This window comes from Lentilactobacillus farraginis DSM 18382 = JCM 14108 (assembly GCF_000583655.1).
GTDB classification, from domain to species: Bacteria; Bacillota; Bacilli; order Lactobacillales; family Lactobacillaceae; genus Lentilactobacillus; species Lentilactobacillus farraginis.
Window position 1 is genome coordinate 76,229 of the sequence record NZ_BAKI01000004.1, and the last position, 21,769, is coordinate 97,997.

Genomic DNA, 21,769 nt, shown 5'->3' on the forward strand with positions numbered 1-21,769 from the left:
CCATTAATAGTTATATTCTACAAATATTCCGTTTTGAATGCAATTATTGACCCGCTTCGGTAACAATTTGCCCTTGGCCGCTTGAGGCCCCTTCTGGCCCTCTACAACGACATAACCAACCCGGACACCCGGGACAATTTTGGCGTAATCTTCGCCGTGAAACGCGTTTTTAAAGAAGAACAAGTCATCGCCTCGGTCCTGTGAAATAAAGCCAAAGCCATTCTTAGCATTGTATGTTTTTACTTTTCCATAAAGCATTTAAAACCCTCCTGAATTCGCTGACAACCAAAAAAGAGGCCGATCGACCGGTTAAGTCGGTCTTCAACCTCTTAATTGTACTGGTTTACCACCAGTTTTTAAATGTTTTTTCAATTTGTTAACAAATTTTGATTATTTAACTTCAAATCCTTCGGCAACCGTTTCCGGAAACTCACTGCGAACAATTTCAGCACAGGATTTGCAGAAAGTCGGATAATCGCTGTCCACGCCAACGTCTGTTCTGACCAAACGACAACGTTCACATGTCTTACCCTTGGCAGGCTCAACCAATAATGCCAAGCCGTCATTGTCAAACTTATCGCTCTTATCTGAAGCATCGCTAAAGTCCTTTACCGTTAACTGCGAAACCAACAAAACAGTCGCTAAATTAACGTTCAGTGATTCAAGCAGACCTTTTACTTCACTGGTTGCATAAATAGTAAGAGCGGCTTCGGAAGCCTTACCGATTTCCTTGGCATCCCGGGCTTCTTCGAGTACTTTCAAAACATCATCCCGGTACTTCATGAACTTGGACCAACGTTCCAAAATGGCTGCCTCATCATCAAAGTGCTGCGGCTTTGGAATATCAGTCAATTGAACAAATTCCTCAGGCTCTTTCAAGAAGTCCCAAATTTCTTCGGCAGTATGCGGCAAAACCGGCGTCATTAACTTCGTCAACGTTGTTGCAACGTTGTACATAACCGTCTGCATGGAGCGACGCTTGTGGCCGTCCTTTCGATCAATGTAGACGATGTCTTTTGCCATATCTAAATAGAAAGCGGACAAATCAGTCGTCACAAAATTTAGAAATTTCTTATAGAAGGTCAGAAAATCATAACGTTCAAAACTCTCACGGGCCTCACCCAAGAACTTATTCAGTAAAATCGTCATATACTGATCTTGGCTTTCCAACTTGTCAAACGGTACCGTGTTGGTCTTTGGGTCAAAGTCAGCTGTATTCGCCAGCAAGAAACGCATGGTATTTCGAATCTTCTTGTAAGCATCCGAAATCTTAACAAAGTTTTCCTGACTAACCCGCACGTCGGCAGATGTATCTACGGAAGTTACCCATAACCGAACGATTTCGGCACCCATCTTTTTAATAATATCAATTGGTGCAATGGTGTTTCCCAGTGACTTACTCATCTTATGGCCCTGGCCATCAAGCGTAAAGCCTTGTGAAACAATTGATTTGTACGGTGCCCGATTGGATACGGCCACACTGGTAATTAAACTTGAGTTAAACCAGCCACGATACTGATCGGATCCTTCAAGGTACATATCAGCCGGATAGGTTAATTCCGGACGGTCAGCCAAAACCCCCTGATGAGAGGACCCTGAGTCAAACCAAACATCCATAATGTCGTTTTCTTTGGTAAACTTGCCATTTGGTGAATGTTCGCTGGTAAAGCCTTCGGGCAATAAGTCCTTGGCTTCCCGTTCAAACCAAACATCCGAACCATATTTGGCAAATAAATCAGCAACGTGATCAATCGTTTCCGGCGTAATAATTGCTTCACCGTCTTCACCGTAAAAGATTGGCAGCGGTACGCCCCAAACCCGTTGCCGGGAAATGACCCAATCGCCACGATTCTTAATCATATTGGCAAGTCGGACTTTGCCCCAGTCAGGGTAAAACTTCACGTCCTCAATCGCATTTAAAATATCGTCTTTAATCTTATCAACGGAAGCAAACCATTGCGGTGTTGCCCGGAAAATAATCGGTTTTTTAGTTCGCCAATCAAATGGATAACTATGGTTTAATGGCATGTAATCAAGCAGTAAGCCAGCTGCCTTCAGCTTATCCAAGGCAATCTTATTGGCATCTTCATAGAAGACACCGGCAAAGTCTGCACCGGCTTCTTTGGTTAGATAACCACGATCATCAACCGGCGCAAAAATATCAAGACCATATTTACGACCAATGTTAAAGTCATCTTCACCATATCCTGGAGCGGTATGGACAAGTCCGGTACCGGCATCCAGCGTGACAAAGTCACCCAGCATTGTTAGTAATTTACGATTGTGATCAAATGGATGCTCGGCAAGGATACCTTCCATCTCACTACCCTTAACTGTCTTGACCACCTTAACATTCTTCCAGCCAAATAACGCCTCGTCTTTTTCAAGCAGCTCACTGGCAATCACAAACTTCCGATCATCGCCTTCCGGTTGAACAACCGCATAGTCGAAGTCTGCATCCACTGTAATCCCTTCGGAAGCCGGAATCGTCCAAGGTGTCGTTGTCCAAACCACCATATAGGTTTTGCCATTTTCAAGAACACCTTTACCATCGACCACTTTTTCACCATAAAAGGCTGACGGTGAGGTAATGTCGTGATATTCAACTTCGGCTTCAGCCAAAGCTGATTCGGATGACCATGACCAGTAAACCGCTTTTTGCCTTTATAAATCAAACCACGTTTGGCAAAGGCGCCAAAGACCCGCACTTCGGCCGCTTCAAATTCATGCTGCAGCGTTAAGTATGGGTGCTGCCAATCTCCGGAAACGCCAAGCCGCTTGAATTCAGTCATTTGTCGTTTAACTTGTTTCATTGCGTATTCCTGACACAGTTTTCGAAAATCGTTGGTCGACATTTTCTTCCGATCATAGCCAGCTTGCGTCAACTTTTGCTCAATTGGCAGTCCATGGGTATCCCAGCCGGGAACATAAGGTGCTCGATAGCCGGTCATTGATTTATACCGAACAATAATATCCTTGGAAATCTTATTCATCGCATGGCCCATGTGAATATCACCATTGGCATACGGTGGCCCATCATGAAGCACAAAGCTGGGTTTGCCCTCATTTAATTTTTGTCGTTGTTCGTACACTCGGTTTTCTTCCCAGGCTTTTTGACGTTCAACTTCTTTTACAGGAAGATTGCCACGCATTTTGAACTTTGTTTTGCCTAAGTTTAATGTGTCTTTAACCCGCATTATTTGACTCCCTTTCTCTAATAAACTAATAGCATAATCAAACTTTAACGATCTCAATCCGACTTGTCATGATAATTGAAACAAAAAAAGATTCCGCCCAAGGGACGAAATCTTCGTGGTACCACCCAATTTTAGGATTAAAAATCCTATCTCATTTATTAAAATCGATATGTACTAGAGCTGATCTGTCAAATTCCCGGTGACTGCTAAACTCTCACCATCATTAGCTCGCTGTGGTTTCGGAAATTTGATTTTCTGGTCTCTAATCGATTTAATTATTTTTATTTTGATTATCGGGATAAATGACAACTGTCTGCAAATTATCATGATCGGCTGCCGGCGTATTTTCAACCGCATCAGCTCGATTACCCTGTTTGGTTTCTGATTTTACATCTGAATTTGCTGAGTTGTCAAGATCTCCAACCACTTTTTCGATATCTTCATAAGTCGTTGTCGGTCCGTCTTCAACCAATCGATCCCAATCCGCGCCTTTAATAACCGCCAATTGACTCTCCAGCATAACTTCCAATCGCTGACGGAAAACCCGGGTGTTCTTTTTCAGATCATCCGTTTCAATTGCCAACTTCTTTGCCCGCTTGGAAGCTTCTTCCAGAATGTGATTTGACTTTTCATTGGCCGTTTGAATAATATCATCAGCCTTCTTTTGAGCCTCGCGATTAGTGATTTCAGCTTCCTTTTTTGAATTACTCTTAACTTTGTCAGCTGCTTCTTGAGCCACCAGAATTGATTGGTTCAATGAGTCCTTCAGGTCATTGAAATAAGAGAGTTTGTCTTTTGATTCGCTCAACTGAGACCTTAAATCTTTATTTTCTTCCAAAATAATTTGATAATCTTTGATAATTTGGTCAAGAAAATCATTAACCTCATCAATGTTGTAGCCTCGTAATTTCGTTGAAAACTCTTTATTGTGAATATCCTGTGGACTTAATACCATGATGAACCAATCCTCCTATTTATTCCGGTTATACACGTTTATAACAAGTCTGATTTTATCTTTTTTTGTTATACCGGCAATTTCATTTATTACAATTCTGCCATATCCACGCACAGAAATAATATCTTTTGTAGATAATTCCAAGTCGGGGCGCTGGGTATCTGCCCAGTTAATCCGAACTTCCCCACTGTCAACTAACTCTTTGGCATGATGCCGTGATATGTGAAAGCCATCGCTAATGAGTGCATCCACCCTTAAAGATGAAACAGTCGTTGTCAGTTCTTCACTTTCATCGACCGGTATAATCACTTGTTCGGGCGGCACCTGTTCAAGCTTCACTTTAATTTTACCAATGTGATCCACTTGTGTCTTGACATAATCCGCCATTTCAGCCTGAACCATAAATTGCCATCTAAAGCCATCGGTAATAATATCACCAACGACGTTTCGGGCTATCCCGGCTCCCATTAATGACCCTAAAATTTGGCCATGCGCCAATGTCGCAAACTTGCTTGGGTAGTCGATTTCAAAGGTTGCAATTCGAAAATCGTCAATTTTCGGTGTAAAGTAATCCGGATAAACCAACACCCGCTTTAACTCGGCCTTTTCATAGCCGCCATAGGTATCAAACCGGATGCCGTCATGGCGGTTAATAATTGATTCCAAAATAAAGAGCTGCCTTGGATTCAAAAAATCAGTCAAAATCGGTCGATATTCATTTTCAACTTGCCCGCTTAAATGATCAATTGATTCAAGAAACGGGACTTCATCACGGCGAAAATGTTGAGAAACGTTCGCATCAACAGCCATCGTTAATTCTCCTCTTCTAACTAATACCCATAAGCAAACTCAATTAACAGCCGACCAACATACGAAATGCCGCCTTGAACAAACGTCAGCACAATCAGGGCAACTACCGGCGCAAAGCTGATCATACCAATTGACGCAAAATTAAACAATCTTTCAAACGGTTCAACAATCCGACCCAGAAAGCGGCCGAATGCGGTTCCATAAGCATTCGGGAACCAACTCATCAAGCATAGATGACAATTGCCAACATATACACCTCAATGAGTTTATTTAATAACCAAACGATGAAGCCGATTACAGATATCAATCAAATACCCCTTATCTCTTGTTTAAACTCTAGCTACTTAGTGACTTTAAAATTCTTTGGCGAGCAGATAAAAATGTTTTTATCAAGCCGATTGATATTGCCATGAATCGCAAATAAAACGCCGTTTAAAAAGTCAACCATTCGTTCAGCCGACTTAATATCCAGTTTATCCAACTTGATAATTACCGCGTTATCGTCCAACAACTTTTCGGCAATCGTGTCCACATCCGTATAATTGGTGGCTCAAAGACAACAATATTGCTGCTTACCGTCGCCAAATCTTTTCTAGTTAAAGGCACAACATTATTCACTGGTTTTGCATCCTCATTCTTTGGCTTATCCGATTCCATTCCAAAAAAATTAGCAAAATTAAACTTTTCTGACATGTTTGTTTCCTTTCGAATTTCACCACGTTCAAACAAGCACTCGATTTTTATCGGCAATCACTATTTATTATGACGACGACGGTGCTTAAAGAATGGTGGAATATCATCCTGTGAGTTATCGTTATCGGCCTTGCCTGAATTATCCGAATTTACATCAGGTTGAAACGGGTCAAAATCCTTCTTTTCAACATCATTAAACTCATCATTGCCGGAAACGGACGGACGGGCGGCAGCGGGTTGTTTTCGAATATCCCAATTACCAAGCGGGTCAGTCGGTTCGTTATTAGCCGACGAACGACCGTGGGACGGTTCTTGGGAACTGTTACCACCGTTGTTTCTCAGCTGACGTGGTTGGGCACTTGATTGTGGGCGGGCTGACGGCTGCACTGTTCGGGTCCGCCGGGTTTCCATTCGTCCCTGTTCAACAGCCTTCTTATCAATGCCGGTTGCAATAACCGTTACCCGGACCTCATCACCCAATGATTCATCAATTGAAGTCCCGAAAATAATGTTCACATCACTTGTAGCAGCTTGAGATACAATATCGGAAGCGTCCTGAGCTTCAAAGAGTGATAAGTCGGGTCCACCGGTAATGTTCAACAATACCTGTTCGGCACCGTCAATCGAAACTTCCAGTAATGGCGATGAAATTGCCTTTTCAGTTGCCTTTTTGGTTCGGTCTTCACCGTTGGCAGCACCAACACCCATCAGTGCAGAACCTTGATCCTGCATCGTGGTTTTAACATCAGCAAAATCCAAGTTCACATAACCAGGGCTGGTAATCAAATCGGAAATTCCTTGAACACCCTGCTTCAGAACGTTATCAGCCTCTTTAAAGGCATCCATCATCGGTGTCTTTTTGTCAATCATATCCAACAAACGATTATTGGCAATGACAATCAACGTATCAACATTGTCCTTTAATTGGGCAACCCCTTCATCGGCATATTTACTGCGCTTGGGGCCCTCAAAAGAAAATGGTCGGGTGACAACACCGACAGTTAAAGCACCCTGATCCTTGGCGATTTTAGCAACAATTGGTGCAGCGCCGTTACCGGTTCCACCACCCATACCGGCGGTGACAAAAACCATATCAGCGCCTTCAAGTGCTTCGGATAATTCCTGTTCACTCTCTTCGGCAGCTTTGGCACCAATTTCCGGGTTGGAGCCGGCACCCAAACCGCGTGTCAGTTTCGGTCCCAGTTGAATCTTAGTTTCCGCTTTGGAAGTGGAAAGTGCTTGGACATCCGTATTTGCTACGATAAATTCAACGCCTTTGACGTCAGAACTGATCATGGTATTAACAGCGTTGCTGCCACCGCCACCAACACCAATCACCTTAATCACTGCACCGTGATTTTCGGTGGAATCAAGTGAATATTCCATAATAATTTTACCTCCGTTTAATGACTAATCAAAGAAATCGCTAAAGAAGTTCTTGATTCCTTCGCCACGTTTTTTCTTCTGTGTTTTCCGTTTTGGTTGATTTTCTTTATCTGAAACGGGCGCTTGTGGTTCAGCTTCATCCGCAAACTTGGGAACTCTGGTTGACGTTGCGCCAACTGCCGATCGGACAATCATTTCGATATCCGAAAGGTCCGCAAAGTATGAAACTAAAGAGAGTCCCGCTGTAAAGGACGGGTGTCGCAATCCCATTTGATCAGGAATATAGACTCTGACGTTTGTATTAAACTGATCAGCAGCTAATTCGGCAATTCCCGGAAGGGCCGCAACGCCACCACTTAAAACAATGCCGCCGGGCAACTCAAGTGCTTGGATCTGATCAAGCCGATTTTTGATTCGATCAAAAATTTGGCTTAGACGAGCCTCAATTATTTCAGCTAAATAATGTTCATCAATGTAGGTTGGTTCCGCCTGACCGACAATCTCGACAGGGAATTGATTATCCGCCGATGCCTGCAATGAATCTGCATAACCATAGTCTCGTTTAATTTTTTCAGCATTCTCAACCGAAGTATTCAATACAATTGAAATATCTTTGGTAATATACTCGCCACCTTCAGGATCGGTAGTGGCATACTTTAGCTGGTGATCATGAATAACCGAAGCAGTCGTTTGGCCGCCGCCAAGATCAATAATGGTCGTGCCAAAATCCTGTTCACCATCGTTTAAAATTTCATGCCCTTCCGCCAATGGCGTTAACACCGTCGAAATAATGTTTAAACCGGCTTTTTCAACCGCTTTCTTTAAATTGTGCATAATCCCTTTGGAACCGGTAATCAATTTTCCGTGCATTTCCAACCGGACACCGACCATCCCCCGAGGGTCTTGGATATCGTCAAAGCCATCAACGATAAACTCTTCTGGTTGAATATCGATTACTTCCCGTTCCTGAGGCAAACTGGTACCCAATGCGGAAACCGCAACGTTGCGAACATCTTCGGCGGTAATTTCACGAGATTGGTCATCCAAGGTTACCAGGCCGTTACAATCTTCAATCCGCAACATGTTTGCCGGGACACTGACAACAACATCTTTAATTTCAATACTTGCTTTTTCTTGAGCTTGATTTACGGCACTCCTAATCGCTTCAGCGGCCTGGTCGATATCGACAATGACACCGCGACTGAGGCCGTTAGAAGGCTCATTTCCCACACCAATAACGTTTAGTTGCCCTTTTATTTTTTCTGCAACAATGACTTTTATTGAGGTAGTTCCTATATCAAGTCCCACATATAAACCCGAATTATCCATATATGTAAGGAACCTCCACATCTAGAATATTTTCTGAACATAACATAAGTTTAACACAATGATAACGCCGGAAAAAGATTAATTGACGCTAATAATTGCCTGTAATGCTACGAGTTACTTTTTGTCTGTTTTTTGGGTGTCTTTTTTGTAATCGGATAGGAATAGGCACCTACTTCCAAGTTAATAATGCTCCTGGTTTTCAGTTTTGCGTTGATACTTGGATAATAATCCATCTTATCGCCGAAACTGGCTACTGACGCATAAACCTTGTTACCATCGTTCATCTGCAGATAAACCCGATCCCGATTACTTTTAACCGGTGAGTAGCTGATTGTATTAATTGCTGCTCGAACCGGTGCGCTGATCCGTCGATACTGGCGAATCGTTCGCCGCAGGGTTTTCGGATTCTTAAACTTTCGTAGAATCGGAAAACCGTCCCGGGGATTTAAAACTTTATTTTTAATAATAACGCCACTCTTTAAAATCGGCTGATAGCCGCCATTTGTGTAAAGGTAGCCAATTGTCGGGTATTCCTCAACCCGAATGGTCACCCGGTTGAAATGGTTTAAACTGATTTTAACCGACTGCATGCGTCGGCTTTGACGCTTTAATTGGCCGGCTAATTGATTTGTTTTTCCCCAAACACCCAGTAAGGGCTGCCCCTTTTTAATGGGCGAATCGCGTTTAATCTGCTTGGTACTGACAATCTCATTTCCAGTGATCCGAATGCTTTTTACTCTGCTGATAGGCGATACCAAAAAAATCATCACACAAATGATCGCGACAAAGAGAAGAATCAGCGGCCACATTCGTTTAAAGTTTCGAACCTGATACCCCTTCATAAAACGGTGCCGAACCCGCTTTTTCGGGGGAGCCGCCTTATGACCGGCCTTTTTGGCAGCCTGCTGCCAAGGCGTCAGCTCCTCATCATGATCATGTTTTTTGCTCATTATCGTTCCCCCTGTCAGCAAAATTGGGGCAATTGTTAATTCCCGGTTAAAACAATTCCCGTCATGAACATTCCAACTTAGATTTTATCAGTTGTTTAGCTTAATGTCATTTCATCAAATCCCGCGCAATTGCCAATATCCGATCGCTGAATTGACAACGCCGAGTTTTTTTGAATTTTCTGACATTTTCCCACGCTCTTTTGGATCATGCATCAGTTGATCGACAGCCTTTAACAAATTTTTAGGATTCAAATCTGCTTCTTTAATCATTAAAGCCGCTCCCCGAGAAACCAGGCTCATCGTATTTTTGGTTTGATGATCGGCAGTCACGTATGGACTGGGAATCAAAACTGCCGGAATTCCCAGTGCCGTGATTTCGGCAATACTGGTTGCCCCAGCCCGGCCAATAATCAATGCAACGCTTGGAAGTACCTGTGGCATATTATGAATATACGGCAGGATTTTAATGTTTTGATTTATCCGGGTTTTGGCCAATGCCGTCATCACATGCTCGTAACGTTTTTGGCCAGTCACAAAGACGACCTGATACGATCGCTGATTAAAATCCTTAATTGCCCCGATAACAGCGTTGTTGATGGCTGGAGCCCCCTGACTGCCGCCAAAAATCAAAACTGTATCCCGGTTGTCATCAAGGCCAAGTGATGACCATTTAAAGTCACTATGAACATTGGCAACCTGTTGTGCCCGGGGATTCCCCGCAAAAATCACTTTTTCTTCAGGAAACTGCGCCTTGGCTTCATGAAATCCGATAGCAATTTTATCCACATATCTACTTAAAAATTTATTGGTTAATCCAACTGCGCTGTTTTGTTCATGAATAATGGTTGGGACGTGGGCCTTGGCCGCTGCATACACGACCGCGCCGGAAACATAGCCGCCCGTTCCGATTACAACGTCCGGTTTGAAATCCCGGATAATTTTTTTGGATTCGTGGACACTTTTTAAAAATAAAGCGATTGTTTTAAAGTTCTCCAAAGATAGTGAGCGTTTAAAGCCCTGAATCCTCAAAGCAACAAATTTAATCCCCTGCTTTGGCACAATTGAACTTTCCAGCCCCCGATGCGAACCAACATATAATACCTCCGAATCGGGTTCCTGTTTCATTAAATCCTCAATAATTGCCAGGGCCGGATAAATATGGCCCCCGGTGCCACCACCGGAAATAATCAGTCTCATTATTGGGCCTCCTGCTGACGGGTTAATTTTTCGACGTCCTTAATAAATTCATCACCACGTTCTTCAAAAGTCTTGAATTGATCCCAACTGGCATTGGCCGGCGAAAGCAACACAATATCACCGGGCTTGCTGTAACGGTAAGCAACCGGCACTGCTTCATCCAGATTTGCAACCTTGGTAATGTCTTGAATACCGGCTTTCTTCAACGCGTCTTCAAGCAAATTCGCCGTTTGGCCAAACAAAACGGCCGCTTTTACATGCTTCTTAAATTGTGGAATCATTTTATCAAAAGTGTAGCCGCGATCCAAACCACCGGCCAAAAGTACAATCGGCTGATCAAAGCCTTCCAATGCAACCTGAGTCGCCTCAATATCCGTTGCTTTAGAATCATTATAGAATTTCCGATCATCGGCTTCCAAAACAAACTGCAGTCGGTGCCGCACACCCGTGAAAGTCTCCAAGACGTTGGTAATCGCCAGGTTTGATTTTCCCAATGACTTGGCTGTCGCAATTGCGGCTAAAGCATTTTCAACATTTTGGCGTCCCGGCACTTTAATATCACTGGCATTCATAATGAATTCATCATTGTAATAGAGCTTACCGTTCTTTTCATAAGCGCCGTGATCAATCTCGCTGCTCCTGGCAAACGGAACCACTTTAGCTTTTGAACGTTTACTTAATTGTCGCCATTCATCTGAATCAAAGTTGACCACAAAGAAATCATCAGGTGTCTGATTCATCGTAATCCGCATTTTGGCGTTAACGTAGTTCTGGCGGGTCTTATGATAATCCAAATGATTGGAGAAAATATTCGTTAGTACCGCAACACGTGGGTGCAGCTTTTGAATGCCTAACAGCATAAAGCTGGATAATTCCATAACCAGCGTGTCATCGGCGGTCGCTTTCATTGCCGTTTCAGTTGCGGAAATCCCAATATTTCCAACCGCGTAGGCGTGTCCTTTTGAACGTTGCTCATTTAAAATTTTCGTAATCATCGTTACAGTTGTTGTTTTACCATTGCTGCCGGTGACACCGATAATTTCAGCATCCGTAATCTTGGCAGCCAACTCCACTTCCGTAATAATCGGCATCTTTTCTCGCACAGCCCGAGCAACCACTTCATTGTCATAGGGAATCCCCGGATTTTTAACCATCAAATCAAAATGTTCATTTAGAATATCTGCTGTTTGCCGGCCGGTAATAGTTTTAATGCCCCGATCCTGCAACTCACTGATTTCCGGAAGTTGATCACTAGGCTTGGCGTCGTTTAAAACAACCGTCGCCCCCAACTGCTGTAATAATTCAGCTGCATGCGTGCCGCTCTTACCAGCCCCTAGAACCAACACCCGTTTACCTTTATAATCCTCAATCATTTTCATCGTTCATTTATCCCCTTTTATTTCTAAAGAAGTAACGTTTCTAAGTATGTTTATCTTACTGATTACTATTTAAATACACAAAGAGGTCGGTTGTAAAACCTCAGCCTCACACCAACCCTCAAATAATCGTTATAATGCTGACAACAGCCGCAATCAGTCCGATACTCCAAAAAACCAGGTCGATTTTCCACTCGGACCACCCACTCATTTCAAAGTGGTGATGAATCGGTGTCATTTTAAAAACCCGTTTTCCGGTAAGCTTGAAAGAAGCAACTTGAATCATCACACTAGCAGTTTCAAGAACATAAATAATGCCAATAATTAAAAGTGAAAATTCATGGTGAACCAGAATCGAAACACAGGCCAATGCACCACCAAGCGCCAATGAACCCATGTCACCCATAAAAATTTTGGCCGGCTTGTGGTTGAAAATGAAAAATGCCAACAAACCACCAACAACTGTAAAACAAAACATTGCAACATCAACTTGACGCTGAATAGCCGCGATCACCCCATAGGCAGCAAACGAAATAACGCCCAAGCCGGCTACCAGGCCGTCCAAGCCATCGGTTAAATTAACCGCGTTGGAAAAGCCAACCAGCCAGAAGACAATAAATAAGATGTACCAATAACCAATCCGCCAATCAGCACCAAACGGAATTTTGATAGCCATTGGAAAGCCCTCGTGAAGATAGACAAACGAAAAAACAATTGCGGCCACTATCTGACCCAACAATTTTTGCCAAGCCTTTAAGCCTTCGTTTTGCCGCCGAAACAGCTTAATACTGTCATCCCACATGCCAATCAAGCCATACGCGACCAAAACAAATAACAAGATTGACAACGTCGGCGTCAACCCGCCGTGAATCAGGGCAACAGCCAGATCGGCCAAAACAATTGCCGCGATAAATAAAATTCCGCCCATTGTTGGGGTCCCGGATTTTTTCTCATGCCAGCGAGGCCCTTCTTCACGAATCATCTGACCCTCGTGTTTGCTTCTAAAATACTTAATTAAACCGGGCATAAAGAGTACCGTTATCACAAATGCCCCAATTGTTGATGCTAACCAATTCCCCATTTTCTTTCTAAACCGTCCTTAACCGTAATATATGGATTTTATTTTTTGACACTATTCAAAATTGACCTTCAGTGTTTGACCCTTTTTAATTGCTTTTGAAAAGGTAATGCTTTGACGATCCGCGTAACCAGACCCCGTTGTCTTCAGCTTTAAACCGGCCAGCCGACAGAAGGTCGCAACGTCCTGCTTACTCCAGCCGATGACCCGCGGCATCTTCAGCGTCCCATTAGTCAAAATAAAGACCCGTTTGCGTTCGGCCAACTTGGTTCCCGCACTGGGCGACTGTTTGATAACCGTTGCCCCATTTCCGATCGTCACTACGTCAAAATTCTTCTCGTTCAGTATGCGCTTTGCTTCAGTCGTTGTCTGATAGGTAACTGTCGGGACCGCTTTTTTAGCAACCGTCTGCTTCGTATTCGAATTTTGAAGTGCGCGAACAATGACCGGCTTAAATATTTCCGCCATCAACTGGGTAGCCGTCTTGGTACCGGTCAGTTTCGGCTGCTTCATCGTAATATACATAACATAACGCGGATTATTGGCAGGAACCATCCCGGCAACCGAATATAGATAACTGTCGTCACCGGAAGCATAGCCGCCATAACCATTGCTGACCTGCGCAGTTCCTGTTTTTGCCGCCACACGGTAGCCTTTAATTTTATAGTCCTGACCAATTCCATACGATTTATAAACAACGTCCTGCATATGGTCACGGACCTTCTTAGCCGTCTGCGCTTTTATTGGTGTTCCAACTTGCTTGGGCGCGTACTTTTTAACCGTTTTGCCAGTATTGGGATCCGTAATTTTAGAAATAAAATACGGCTTCATCATTTTACCATTATTCGATACTGCAGTTAAAGCCTGCATCATCTGAATCGGTGTAATTTCGATCCCCTGGCCAAAAGCAGTGTCGGCCTGTTCAATTGGATAATTGAACTGCATTCGGCCGGCCAACTCGTTGGGAAGGCCGGAATTGGTTGTCTTCAAAAAGCCAAATCGTTTAATATATTTTTTCCAGGTCTTGGGCCCCATCTGCTGCTCCAAATGTGCCATGGCAACGTTACTGGAAAGTGCAAATCCCTTGTTGTAAGTAATATATCCCCAGCCGGCTGTATCCCAATCAGGAACAATCTTGCCGTCAATTGAATATCGTCCGGACTCATAGGTATCATTCCCGTGAAAATGCCCTGAATCAATTGATGCTGACAAAGTAAAGATTTTCATTGTTGAGCCGGGTTCAAACGAGTCCGAAGTAAAGGTATTCGTCCAAGCCTTACCGATACCGGACAGCGTCGCAGCATTAAAACTTGGCCGTTGTGATTGGGCAACAATTTTGCCGTCTTGGCATCCATCAGAATTGCATTTAAAGAAGCCGGATGAACCTGCGACTGAACAGAATTCATTTCACTTTCCAGCAGTGTTTGAATTCGCGAATCAATGGTTGTATAAATATTGTCACCATTTTTTACCTTGCGCTCTTTTTGTTTTTTACCTGGTAATTTATACCCGTAAAGATCATAATCAGCATTTTTGAAGCCGTTTTTTCCGGCAAGCACCGTGTTAAAGGCCTTTTCAATCCCCATTTGACCAATCAAACTGGTTGTCCCTGTCTTTTGGTTATTCTGAGAAGTTGCCACCCCGATTAGATTCGACGCAAAAGTGCCGTTAGGATAAAGACGAGCTTGCTGTTGAATAAATTTAATTCCAGGCAGATGCTCAGCTTCGATTTTCTTCTTCGTAATCAATGAAATATTGGTACCGGCACTGCCAAATTCAACCTGAAATGGCTGACTGTCGCTTGGTGAAAGAATTTTAAAAGCTTTTTTCTGTGAAATCGGTAAATACTTCGCTAAAATCCGGGCTGTTTTGTGTTTATTAACAACGTACAGTGGTTTATTGTTTAACCCCCGCTGGTTTTTATCAAGTATCGCATAAAGCGAATATGTACTGGTATCCTCGGCAATCGGATCGCCATTGGCATCATAAATCGTGCCCCGTTTTGCCTTGATAGTGTGCGTCTGGTTATACAGCTTTTCTGCACGTTCATTTAAATTAACGTGTTTAACATTCTTGCCAATCGCGATCGTGGTTAGCCGCAATGCCAATACCAAAAAAACCATGAAAAAATCAAAAGCAGTGAAATACCAACGAGCTTTCGATTTTTACGTGCTTTTAAGTTTTCTTCGGGATGATTAGATGGTTCTTTCATTTAGTAACATTCCTTATATTTCCATTGGAAAGCGTCATACCATTTTCCTTGGCAATTTTCTGCAGCCGGCTGCTGCTCTGCAACTCACCAATCTGCTGCTGAAGATTGGTGTTGTTATTATGAATCGCTGTAATCCGGGTATCCAAGTGTTGAAGTTGATGCTGTGAATTGGATAATGCGATTTTGGAAGAAACCACCACCAACATCAACACAGTTAAAATTGCACTACCACAAACGATTAATGTTTTTTCAAAAGCGCTGAGTTTTAAATGCTGCTTTGGCAGAACCCCAGGCGTTGGTTTGACCCGTTCGGGGGTCGAAACATAGGATTCCGGTTCTTCTTGTGTCAGGTTACGAGCTAAATTATTTTGTGCCATTTTTATGTATGCTTCTTTCCACTAGATTTTTGTTCGTTCAATAATTCGCAATTTTGCGCTGTGAGCTCGATGATTTTCTGCAAGCTCACGCTCATTTGGAATAATCGGTTTTCTTGTGACAAGTTTATACTTTGGCTCAAGTTCTTTAGGGATAACCGGCAGATTTGGTGGTAAATCAGGCAAGGATGCTTTTTCCTTAAACATGGTCTTCACCAACCGATCTTCAAGTGACTGGAATGTAATGACGCTGATACGACCGCCAACCCCCAGCAAAGCGAGCGCTTGTTCCAGCGAATCTTCCAAAGCCGACAACTCATCATTAACGGCGATTCGAACCGCCTGAAAAACCTTTTTGGCGGGATGGCCGCCATGCCGCCTGGCCGCAGCCGGAATGGCTTCCTTAATAACGGCTACCAAATCAGTCGTTGTGTTAATCGGCTGGTGCGCCCGGGTTTGTTCAATTCGCCTGGCAATTTGTTTGGCAAACTTTTCTTCACCATAGCGATAAAAGATCCGAACTAGCTTTTCATACGGCCATTCATTAATGATTTTCCAAGCATCAATTGGATTATCCTGATCCATCCGCATATCCAGCCTGGCTTCAAACCGATAGCTAAATCCCCTACCGGCTTCATCAAACTGGGGCGATGAAACGCCCAGATCATAAACAATGCCATCGATTTCAGTGACATTTTGGTCAGCCAGTGCCGCTTTGATATTTCGAAAATTATCATGAATCAGCGTTAATCGCCCGTCTTCAATTGCCTGATGAAGCTGTTGTTGATTGTAAGCGATCGCTTCTTCATCCTGGTCAAAAGAATACAGGTGCCCCTTATTTAATTGTTTGAGTATTTCTGTGGTGTGTCCCCCACCACCCAGCGTTGCATCAACATATGTACCGTTGGGATCAACGTCCAAACCATTTACCGCTTCGTGCAGTAAAACAGTCACATGCTTAAAGCCAGACATACAATCACCACTTTTCAGTTAGCTATTATTTTTTAATTATTACAGATCAATGATGTTCTCGGCAATTTCATCAAAATGAGCCGCAGCATCACTTGTAAAGTCCTGCCATGCCCGTTCGCTCCAAATTTCAATTCGATTGGAGACGCCGACCACAACACACTTTTTTTTCTATTTTCGCGTAATTTCTTAAGATACTCGGAATATTAATGCGACCTTGTTTATCAAATTCGCATTCTTGGGCTGCAGAAAAGAAAAAACGAGTAAAGGCCCGCACGTCTCTTTTGTTAATGGAGAGCGCATCGATCTTGCCTTCGACTTTTTTCCATTCGCTCATTGGATAGCCAAACAAACAGCCGTCCATGCCTCGTGTAATAACGAACTTACTGCCGAGATCCTGACGAAATTTAGCAGGATGATGATCCGCCCCTTGGCATCCAGGTTGTGCTGATATTCACCAAGAAGCATTGACCCCATCCCCCTTAATTCAACTTGCACTCACATTCTACCACAATTCCCCACTACCAACCACATCGCACCAATTTTTGTAAAAAGAATGTCACAAACCGCAAACCAAGCAAACTTGTCATTTCACAAAGCCCGCCAAATCAATATTCAGCGACGACTAACAATTAGCTGCAACGCTCAAAAAAAGACCAAAAGCCAATCGATTTTCTTGACTTTCAGTCTTTCTTAATAATTATTTTAAAATTTGATTTAAAGCTGTTGTGCCATAAGCAAGGTCATCATTATTTCTACGTCATCAACATATAGATGAAAACGCCCAGCCAGCTAATTAGTAACACCAAATCACTCAACCGCCAAAATAAAATCAGAAAGCGGCGCAGCGTCATTTGGGGATCCATCAAGATCTGCCACAAGAGGCCACCGAGCCCAATAACCATCCAAATAATCATCACTTGAGGAATTAATGAACCAGTCGGCCGGGAGTCACTTAACTGGTAAATAAAATAAAGCAGACAGGGCGGCCAAAAATCAACGGGGACAATCGGCAGTCGTTTTAAACCGGCCCGCTTTTTTCGAATGAAGATGATGATCCCGGCAATCAGCAGCAACCCAATCAACTGCATTAAAAATGTTGCTGTAATGGCCGCCCATAAAGGAAACCGCATCGTTTGTCCCTCCCAATTTTGACAAAACGTATTGCAATGACAGATAATGATGGTTAGACTAATTATTGAATCTAATCAGAAAGTGGTGCAAATATTGGCGCGTAAAAAAAGAACAACGTTTCAAAAAATCACATTAGTATTCGTATGGCTGATGATCATCGTCACGGTTGGCTCATTAGTCGCTTCCGCGGTTATTACCATTATGGGTCAGATGTAAATGAATCGCTCAATAAACAAGGCTGGACATCAAATTAAATTGATGTCGGCCTTTTTTATTTGCCATCATTAACGTTATTTCAAACCGATTTCTTTTTAAAAACCTCCCGAGGCTTACTGCCGTTTTGTGGGCCGATATAACCACGATTCTCAAGATCGTCAATCAGCCTGGCCGCCCGATTATAACCAATCCGAAAGTGTCGTTGAAGTAACGACGTACTTGCCTTTTGCTCGTTAACCACAAATGAAAGGGCATCGTCAAATAAATCGTCTTCCGAATCGGCCTCATCTTCCTGCTTGATTTCTTCATCGCTGACCATCATGGATTCATCATAATCAGCCGACTGCTGATCCGTAATGAATTTAACTACTCGTGAGACATCTTTGTCCGGAATAAAAGCGCCCTGAACCCGAATCGGGGTGTTGGAATCAATCGGTAGAAAGAGCATATCCCCTCTTCCAAGTAATTTTTCGGCACCGTTCGTATCGATAATGGTTCGCGAATCAATCCCGCTTGAAACGGCAAAAGCAATTCTCGATGGTACGTTGGCTTTAATCAAACCGGTAATGACGTCTACCGAAGGCCGTTGGGTTGCCAAAATCATATGAATCCCGGCAGCCCGACCCATCTGCGCCAAGCGAATGATTGCGGCTTCCACATCATTGGAAACCGTCATCATCAAATCAGCTAATTCATCAACAATCACGACAATGTATGGCATTGGCTGAATTTTAACATCGTTTTCCTGATTGTTTTTAGCCGCAAACTCATTAAACGTACTGATTTTTCGCTGACCATACTTTGCAAACAGTTCATAGCGGTTTTCCATTTCCGAAACCACCTTTTGAAGTGCCCGAGCGGCTTTCTTAGGCTCTGAAACAACCGGACTCAGTAAATGCGGAATACCATTATAAACGCCTAATTCAACTTTTTTGGGATCAATCAACATCAACTTAACCTGACTGGGTCGGGCATTCAGCAAAATACTGGTAATAATGCCATTAATGGCAACCGATTTCCCGCTACCCGTTGAACCGGCGATCAATAAATGCGGCATCTTAGTCAAATCCGCCGTAATGACATTTCCATTGACATCCTTCCCCAGTGGCACTTGAAGTAAGTGACCATGCCGATCAGGTTGATGTTCAACCACATCTCTGAAAGAAACGGTCGCGATTTTTCGATTAGGAACTTCGATACCGACCAATGACTTTCCGGGAATCGGCGCCTCAATTCGAATATCTTTAGCCGCCAAAGCCAAGGCAATATCATCGGCTAAATTAACAATTCGACTAACCTTGACACCAATATCCGGGTGGATTTCATATTTAGTAACCGACGGCCCCAGGCTAACATGCTTAATTTCTGCTTTAACGCCAAAACTGTCCAATGTTTTTTGAAGAACTTTGGCATTATGATCAATCGATTTTAACTCACCGGATTGATCATCTTGTGACATTTGCGTTAACAAATCCGGTGTTGGCAGGCGATAAGAATCATCTTCCTGAACGTTTACCAGATCCACATCGCTGGCCTGCTTTTTAGCAGGTTTTTCAGCAGTATCTTTTTTTGCCGCTGCCGATGACGCAGGCTGCTGTTTTGCTTCATCGGCAACCGGCATTCCTGAAATCGTAATAGCCGAAGTCGAAAACGACTGCTGCTCTTCCGATGACTTGGGTTGTTTTGGGGATGACACCTCTTTTTTCGGTATCTCACCGGCTGGCTTTGACGAAGATCGGTTGGCTTTAAAACGGCTAACCCTGTCTTTAATTTCAACAGCCGTTTGAAAACCAACTGTCACGGCTTTTCGAATACCAATAAAGGCTTTGTTAAATGAAATATTAAACAAGACAAACCCACCGGCAACAATTAGCAGCACACTAACAATGCCAACGCCGATATTGCCAACCAGCATATGTAAAAAGACAAAGCAGATTGCCGATAAAATGCCGCCGCCGATATTTGATGTTGTATTTGAGGATGTCATGTCATCCGTCAGTTTTCCCCAATTAACAGTCACAAAATCAACTGGTTGAGCTGTTTGAAAATATTCAGCCAAACTGAGAATTGTCAAAATCCCCAATAGAATCATGCAGGTACCAAATAAATGGCGCCATTTCACCTTTGGTAATCGGGAAAAGCCGGCCAGCCAAATGCCGCCAGCCATTATTGCGGCCAATCCAATCGGATATAAAGCACCGACAAAAATCCGGGTCAAATTAATAATAAAAATACCGACAATGCCAGCCTGAAAAAGGCCCAATAATGCCCAAACAGCCATCACAATGCCCACAATATTAACTGCATACTTTGAAAGAAAATCCGCTGATTCTTGCTTTTTGGCAGGCCGCCCCCGTTTTTTAGCGGTGCGTTTTCGAGTTCTTTTTGTTGCCATTTTCGTTCTCCTCAATAAAATAATTCGTTCACAATTGGTTACTGATGCTTTATTTTAGAAAAACCGGCAGCGATTATTTGATAGTTGCACACCCGATGATTACCGCAACAGTTTATTTCAATTTATCGTGCGGATACCGATGAGTCCGTTCCAACTGATTGAAGTTTTGCTGTCGCAAGACTTCATAAATGACAATTGCACAACTATTCGATAAGTTTAAAGCCCGAATATGCGCGTCATCCTGAGGAATTCGAATTGCTTTTTCAGGATTTTGACGCATAAACGGCTCCGGTAAACCGGTTGTTTCCTTACCAAACAACAAATAATAGTCCTGCTTAGGGTCTGAATAATCAGGATCGGTATAATCCTGGTTGGCAAATTTGGAAACCAGAAATAAATTCTGAGGATTTTCAACCGTTTTCAAAAAAGCCGGTAAATTTTTGTGGTAGTTAATTTGAACCTTATTCCAGTAGTCCAAGCCGGCCCTTCTCAGGTGTTTATCGTCCAGTTTAAAGCCCAACGGCTCAATCAAATCCAAGACCGTATCGGTCCCGGCACAGGTTCTGGCAATATTTCCGGTGTTCGCCGGCATTAAGGGCTCAAATAAAACAATATGATTTGTCATTTTTTCCTCCGTTACTAAAAATGATTAATTAAAATTGATACATCGACGGTTATTTCAGTAAGACCGTCAAGTTGAGAAGTTGATAACAAGCGCTGCCCGCGACCCCAGTGAAGCGGGGTCATAATCATCATATCGCGCCGCAGCTCCTTTGGCAGTGGAAAACGATACGTTAATGACTGAACACTGCTGCTTGGATAATGCTTCTTAAAAAGCGCCAGTACGTTTTGGTTGGAATAGGAACTGTTGGGCTGATCATGGCCGTATAGTAATTGCCGTAATTCTTTCAAATAACCGCCATTGGGAATCACTTTAATCAATCGGCCGCCGGGTTTAATAACCCGATTAAACTCACGATACGAGGATGGCGAAAACAAGTCAATCACACTTGAAAAAACCTTTTGATTAAAAGGCAGCCGCGCCAAATCAGCAACGCAAAAGAAGGTATTGGGGTTACCGTAACGAGTCGCTAAATTAATCCCGTCCTTTGAAATATCAAAACCAATCGCGACATCGTTACTGTGCCGACGTTCTAACAATCGAGCCAACGGGGTTCCCTCACCACAACCGACATCTAAAATTGTTTCCGGTTCAGCTGCCAGTGAAGCCCCGATTGCCTGAATAATCCCATCAAACAAACCGGCTTGTAAAAGGCGTTGCCGGGCCATTAACATTTGGCTGTCATATTCGTTATTAGCGGCTTTGGTTAGAAAAAACAGTGTGCCCTTTTTGGAAAAGTCAAAAGCGTGTTGCGCAGGACAAATAAGCTGATTTTGCGCAACACTTTTAAACGGTTGCCCACATACGGGACACTGAAACAGCGCTAGATGACGACTGACAAACGCGGTCCCCATTTCGATTTTTTTCAATTTCCAT

16 protein-coding genes and 5 pseudogenes are annotated in these 21,769 nt (G+C 43.2%); 1 reads left to right on the top strand and 20 read right to left on the bottom strand.

The genetic code is table 11. From position 1 onward, the window contains the following. Positions 1–3: 3 nt before the first annotated feature. From JCM14108_RS02800 to JCM14108_RS02880, 17 genes and pseudogenes are all read right to left on the bottom strand, one after another. Positions 4–258, bottom strand: coding sequence for a cold-shock protein (locus JCM14108_RS02800; RefSeq protein WP_035178303.1), 255 nt, complete (start codon positions 256–258; stop codon positions 4–6). 132 nt (positions 259–390) lie between these two features. Continuing rightward, a pseudogene (gene ileS / locus JCM14108_RS02805) lies at positions 391–3,197 on the bottom strand (isoleucine--tRNA ligase). Between the two features lie 271 nt (positions 3,198–3,468). Beyond that, positions 3,469–4,152: a DivIVA domain-containing protein gene (locus JCM14108_RS02810; protein ID WP_035178304.1), complete on the bottom strand. Its 684-nt coding sequence runs from the start codon at positions 4,150–4,152 to the stop codon at positions 3,469–3,471. A 15-nt stretch (positions 4,153–4,167) separates the two neighbouring features. Then, positions 4,168–4,962 (bottom strand): YlmH family RNA-binding protein, encoded by a 795-nt coding sequence (locus JCM14108_RS02815; RefSeq protein WP_035178305.1) that lies wholly within the window; start codon positions 4,960–4,962, stop codon positions 4,168–4,170. A gap of 20 nt (positions 4,963–4,982) precedes the next feature. Continuing rightward, positions 4,983–5,212 (bottom strand): annotated as a pseudogene (locus JCM14108_RS02820) (YggT family protein). Positions 5,213–5,302: 90 nt separating this feature from the next. Further along, the gene (gene sepF / locus JCM14108_RS15060) at positions 5,303–5,494 is read right to left on the bottom strand and encodes a cell division protein SepF (RefSeq protein WP_237745696.1); all 192 of its coding nucleotides are present in this window, start codon (positions 5,492–5,494) and stop codon (positions 5,303–5,305) included. Positions 5,495–5,715: 221 nt separating this feature from the next. Then, on the bottom strand, positions 5,716–7,041 hold the full coding sequence (ftsZ, locus tag JCM14108_RS02830; protein WP_035178307.1) for a cell division protein FtsZ: 1,326 nt from the start codon (positions 7,039–7,041) through the stop codon (positions 5,716–5,718). 24 nt (positions 7,042–7,065) lie between these two features. After that, positions 7,066–8,370: a cell division protein FtsA gene (ftsA, locus tag JCM14108_RS02835; protein WP_235807198.1), complete on the bottom strand. Its 1,305-nt coding sequence runs from the start codon at positions 8,368–8,370 to the stop codon at positions 7,066–7,068. Between the two features lie 107 nt (positions 8,371–8,477). After that, the gene (locus tag JCM14108_RS02840) at positions 8,478–9,320 is read right to left on the bottom strand and encodes a cell division protein FtsQ/DivIB (protein WP_035178310.1); all 843 of its coding nucleotides are present in this window, start codon (positions 9,318–9,320) and stop codon (positions 8,478–8,480) included. A 106-nt stretch (positions 9,321–9,426) separates the two neighbouring features. Further along, a pseudogene (gene murG / locus JCM14108_RS02845) lies at positions 9,427–10,517 on the bottom strand (undecaprenyldiphospho-muramoylpentapeptide beta-N-acetylglucosaminyltransferase). Then, on the bottom strand, positions 10,517–11,896 hold the full coding sequence (murD, locus tag JCM14108_RS02850; protein ID WP_035178312.1) for a UDP-N-acetylmuramoyl-L-alanine--D-glutamate ligase: 1,380 nt from the start codon (positions 11,894–11,896) through the stop codon (positions 10,517–10,519). The pseudogene murG and the gene murD overlap by 1 nt, the downstream one beginning before the upstream one ends. Positions 11,897–12,014: 118 nt before the next feature. Continuing rightward, positions 12,015–12,974, bottom strand: coding sequence for a phospho-N-acetylmuramoyl-pentapeptide-transferase (gene mraY / locus JCM14108_RS02855; protein ID WP_035178313.1), 960 nt, complete (start codon positions 12,972–12,974; stop codon positions 12,015–12,017). Positions 12,975–13,025: 51 nt separating this feature from the next. Further along, positions 13,026–15,183 (bottom strand): annotated as a pseudogene (locus JCM14108_RS02860) (penicillin-binding protein). Continuing rightward, positions 15,180–15,560 carry a cell division protein FtsL gene (gene ftsL / locus JCM14108_RS02865; RefSeq protein ID WP_035178314.1) on the bottom strand — a complete coding sequence of 127 codons (381 nt, stop codon included), beginning with the start codon at positions 15,558–15,560 and terminating at the stop codon, positions 15,180–15,182. The pseudogene JCM14108_RS02860 and the gene ftsL overlap by 4 nt, the downstream one beginning before the upstream one ends. 21 nt (positions 15,561–15,581) lie before the next feature. Then, positions 15,582–16,529 carry a 16S rRNA (cytosine(1402)-N(4))-methyltransferase RsmH gene (gene rsmH, locus JCM14108_RS02870; RefSeq protein WP_035178315.1) on the bottom strand — a complete coding sequence of 316 codons (948 nt, stop codon included), beginning with the start codon at positions 16,527–16,529 and terminating at the stop codon, positions 15,582–15,584. Between the two features lie 39 nt (positions 16,530–16,568). Beyond that, a pseudogene (gene mraZ / locus JCM14108_RS02875) lies at positions 16,569–16,994 on the bottom strand (division/cell wall cluster transcriptional repressor MraZ). 287 nt (positions 16,995–17,281) lie between these two features. After that, positions 17,282–17,659, bottom strand: a complete 378-nt coding sequence (locus tag JCM14108_RS02880) for a DUF3397 family protein (protein WP_035178317.1) — start codon at positions 17,657–17,659, stop codon at positions 17,282–17,284. A gap of 94 nt (positions 17,660–17,753) precedes the next feature. Between JCM14108_RS02880 and JCM14108_RS14235 the strand changes: the two genes are divergently transcribed. After that, complete coding sequence (locus JCM14108_RS14235) at positions 17,754–17,876, top strand: DUF4044 domain-containing protein (protein WP_235807197.1); 123 nt, start codon at positions 17,754–17,756, stop codon at positions 17,874–17,876. 79 nt (positions 17,877–17,955) lie between these two features. Here the strand turns inward: JCM14108_RS14235 and JCM14108_RS02885 are convergent, their stop codons facing one another. From JCM14108_RS02885 to JCM14108_RS02895, 3 genes are all read right to left on the bottom strand, one after another. Continuing rightward, entirely contained in the window at positions 17,956–20,271 is a 2,316-nt protein-coding gene (locus JCM14108_RS02885; protein ID WP_035178319.1) for a DNA translocase FtsK, read from the bottom strand. Positions 20,272–20,383: 112 nt separating this feature from the next. Beyond that, on the bottom strand, positions 20,384–20,896 hold the full coding sequence (locus tag JCM14108_RS02890) for a tRNA (cytidine(34)-2'-O)-methyltransferase (protein WP_035178321.1): 513 nt from the start codon (positions 20,894–20,896) through the stop codon (positions 20,384–20,386). Between the two features lie 14 nt (positions 20,897–20,910). Next, the gene (locus JCM14108_RS02895; protein WP_035178322.1) at positions 20,911–21,762 is read right to left on the bottom strand and encodes a methyltransferase domain-containing protein; all 852 of its coding nucleotides are present in this window, start codon (positions 21,760–21,762) and stop codon (positions 20,911–20,913) included. Positions 21,763–21,769 lie beyond the last annotated feature (7 nt).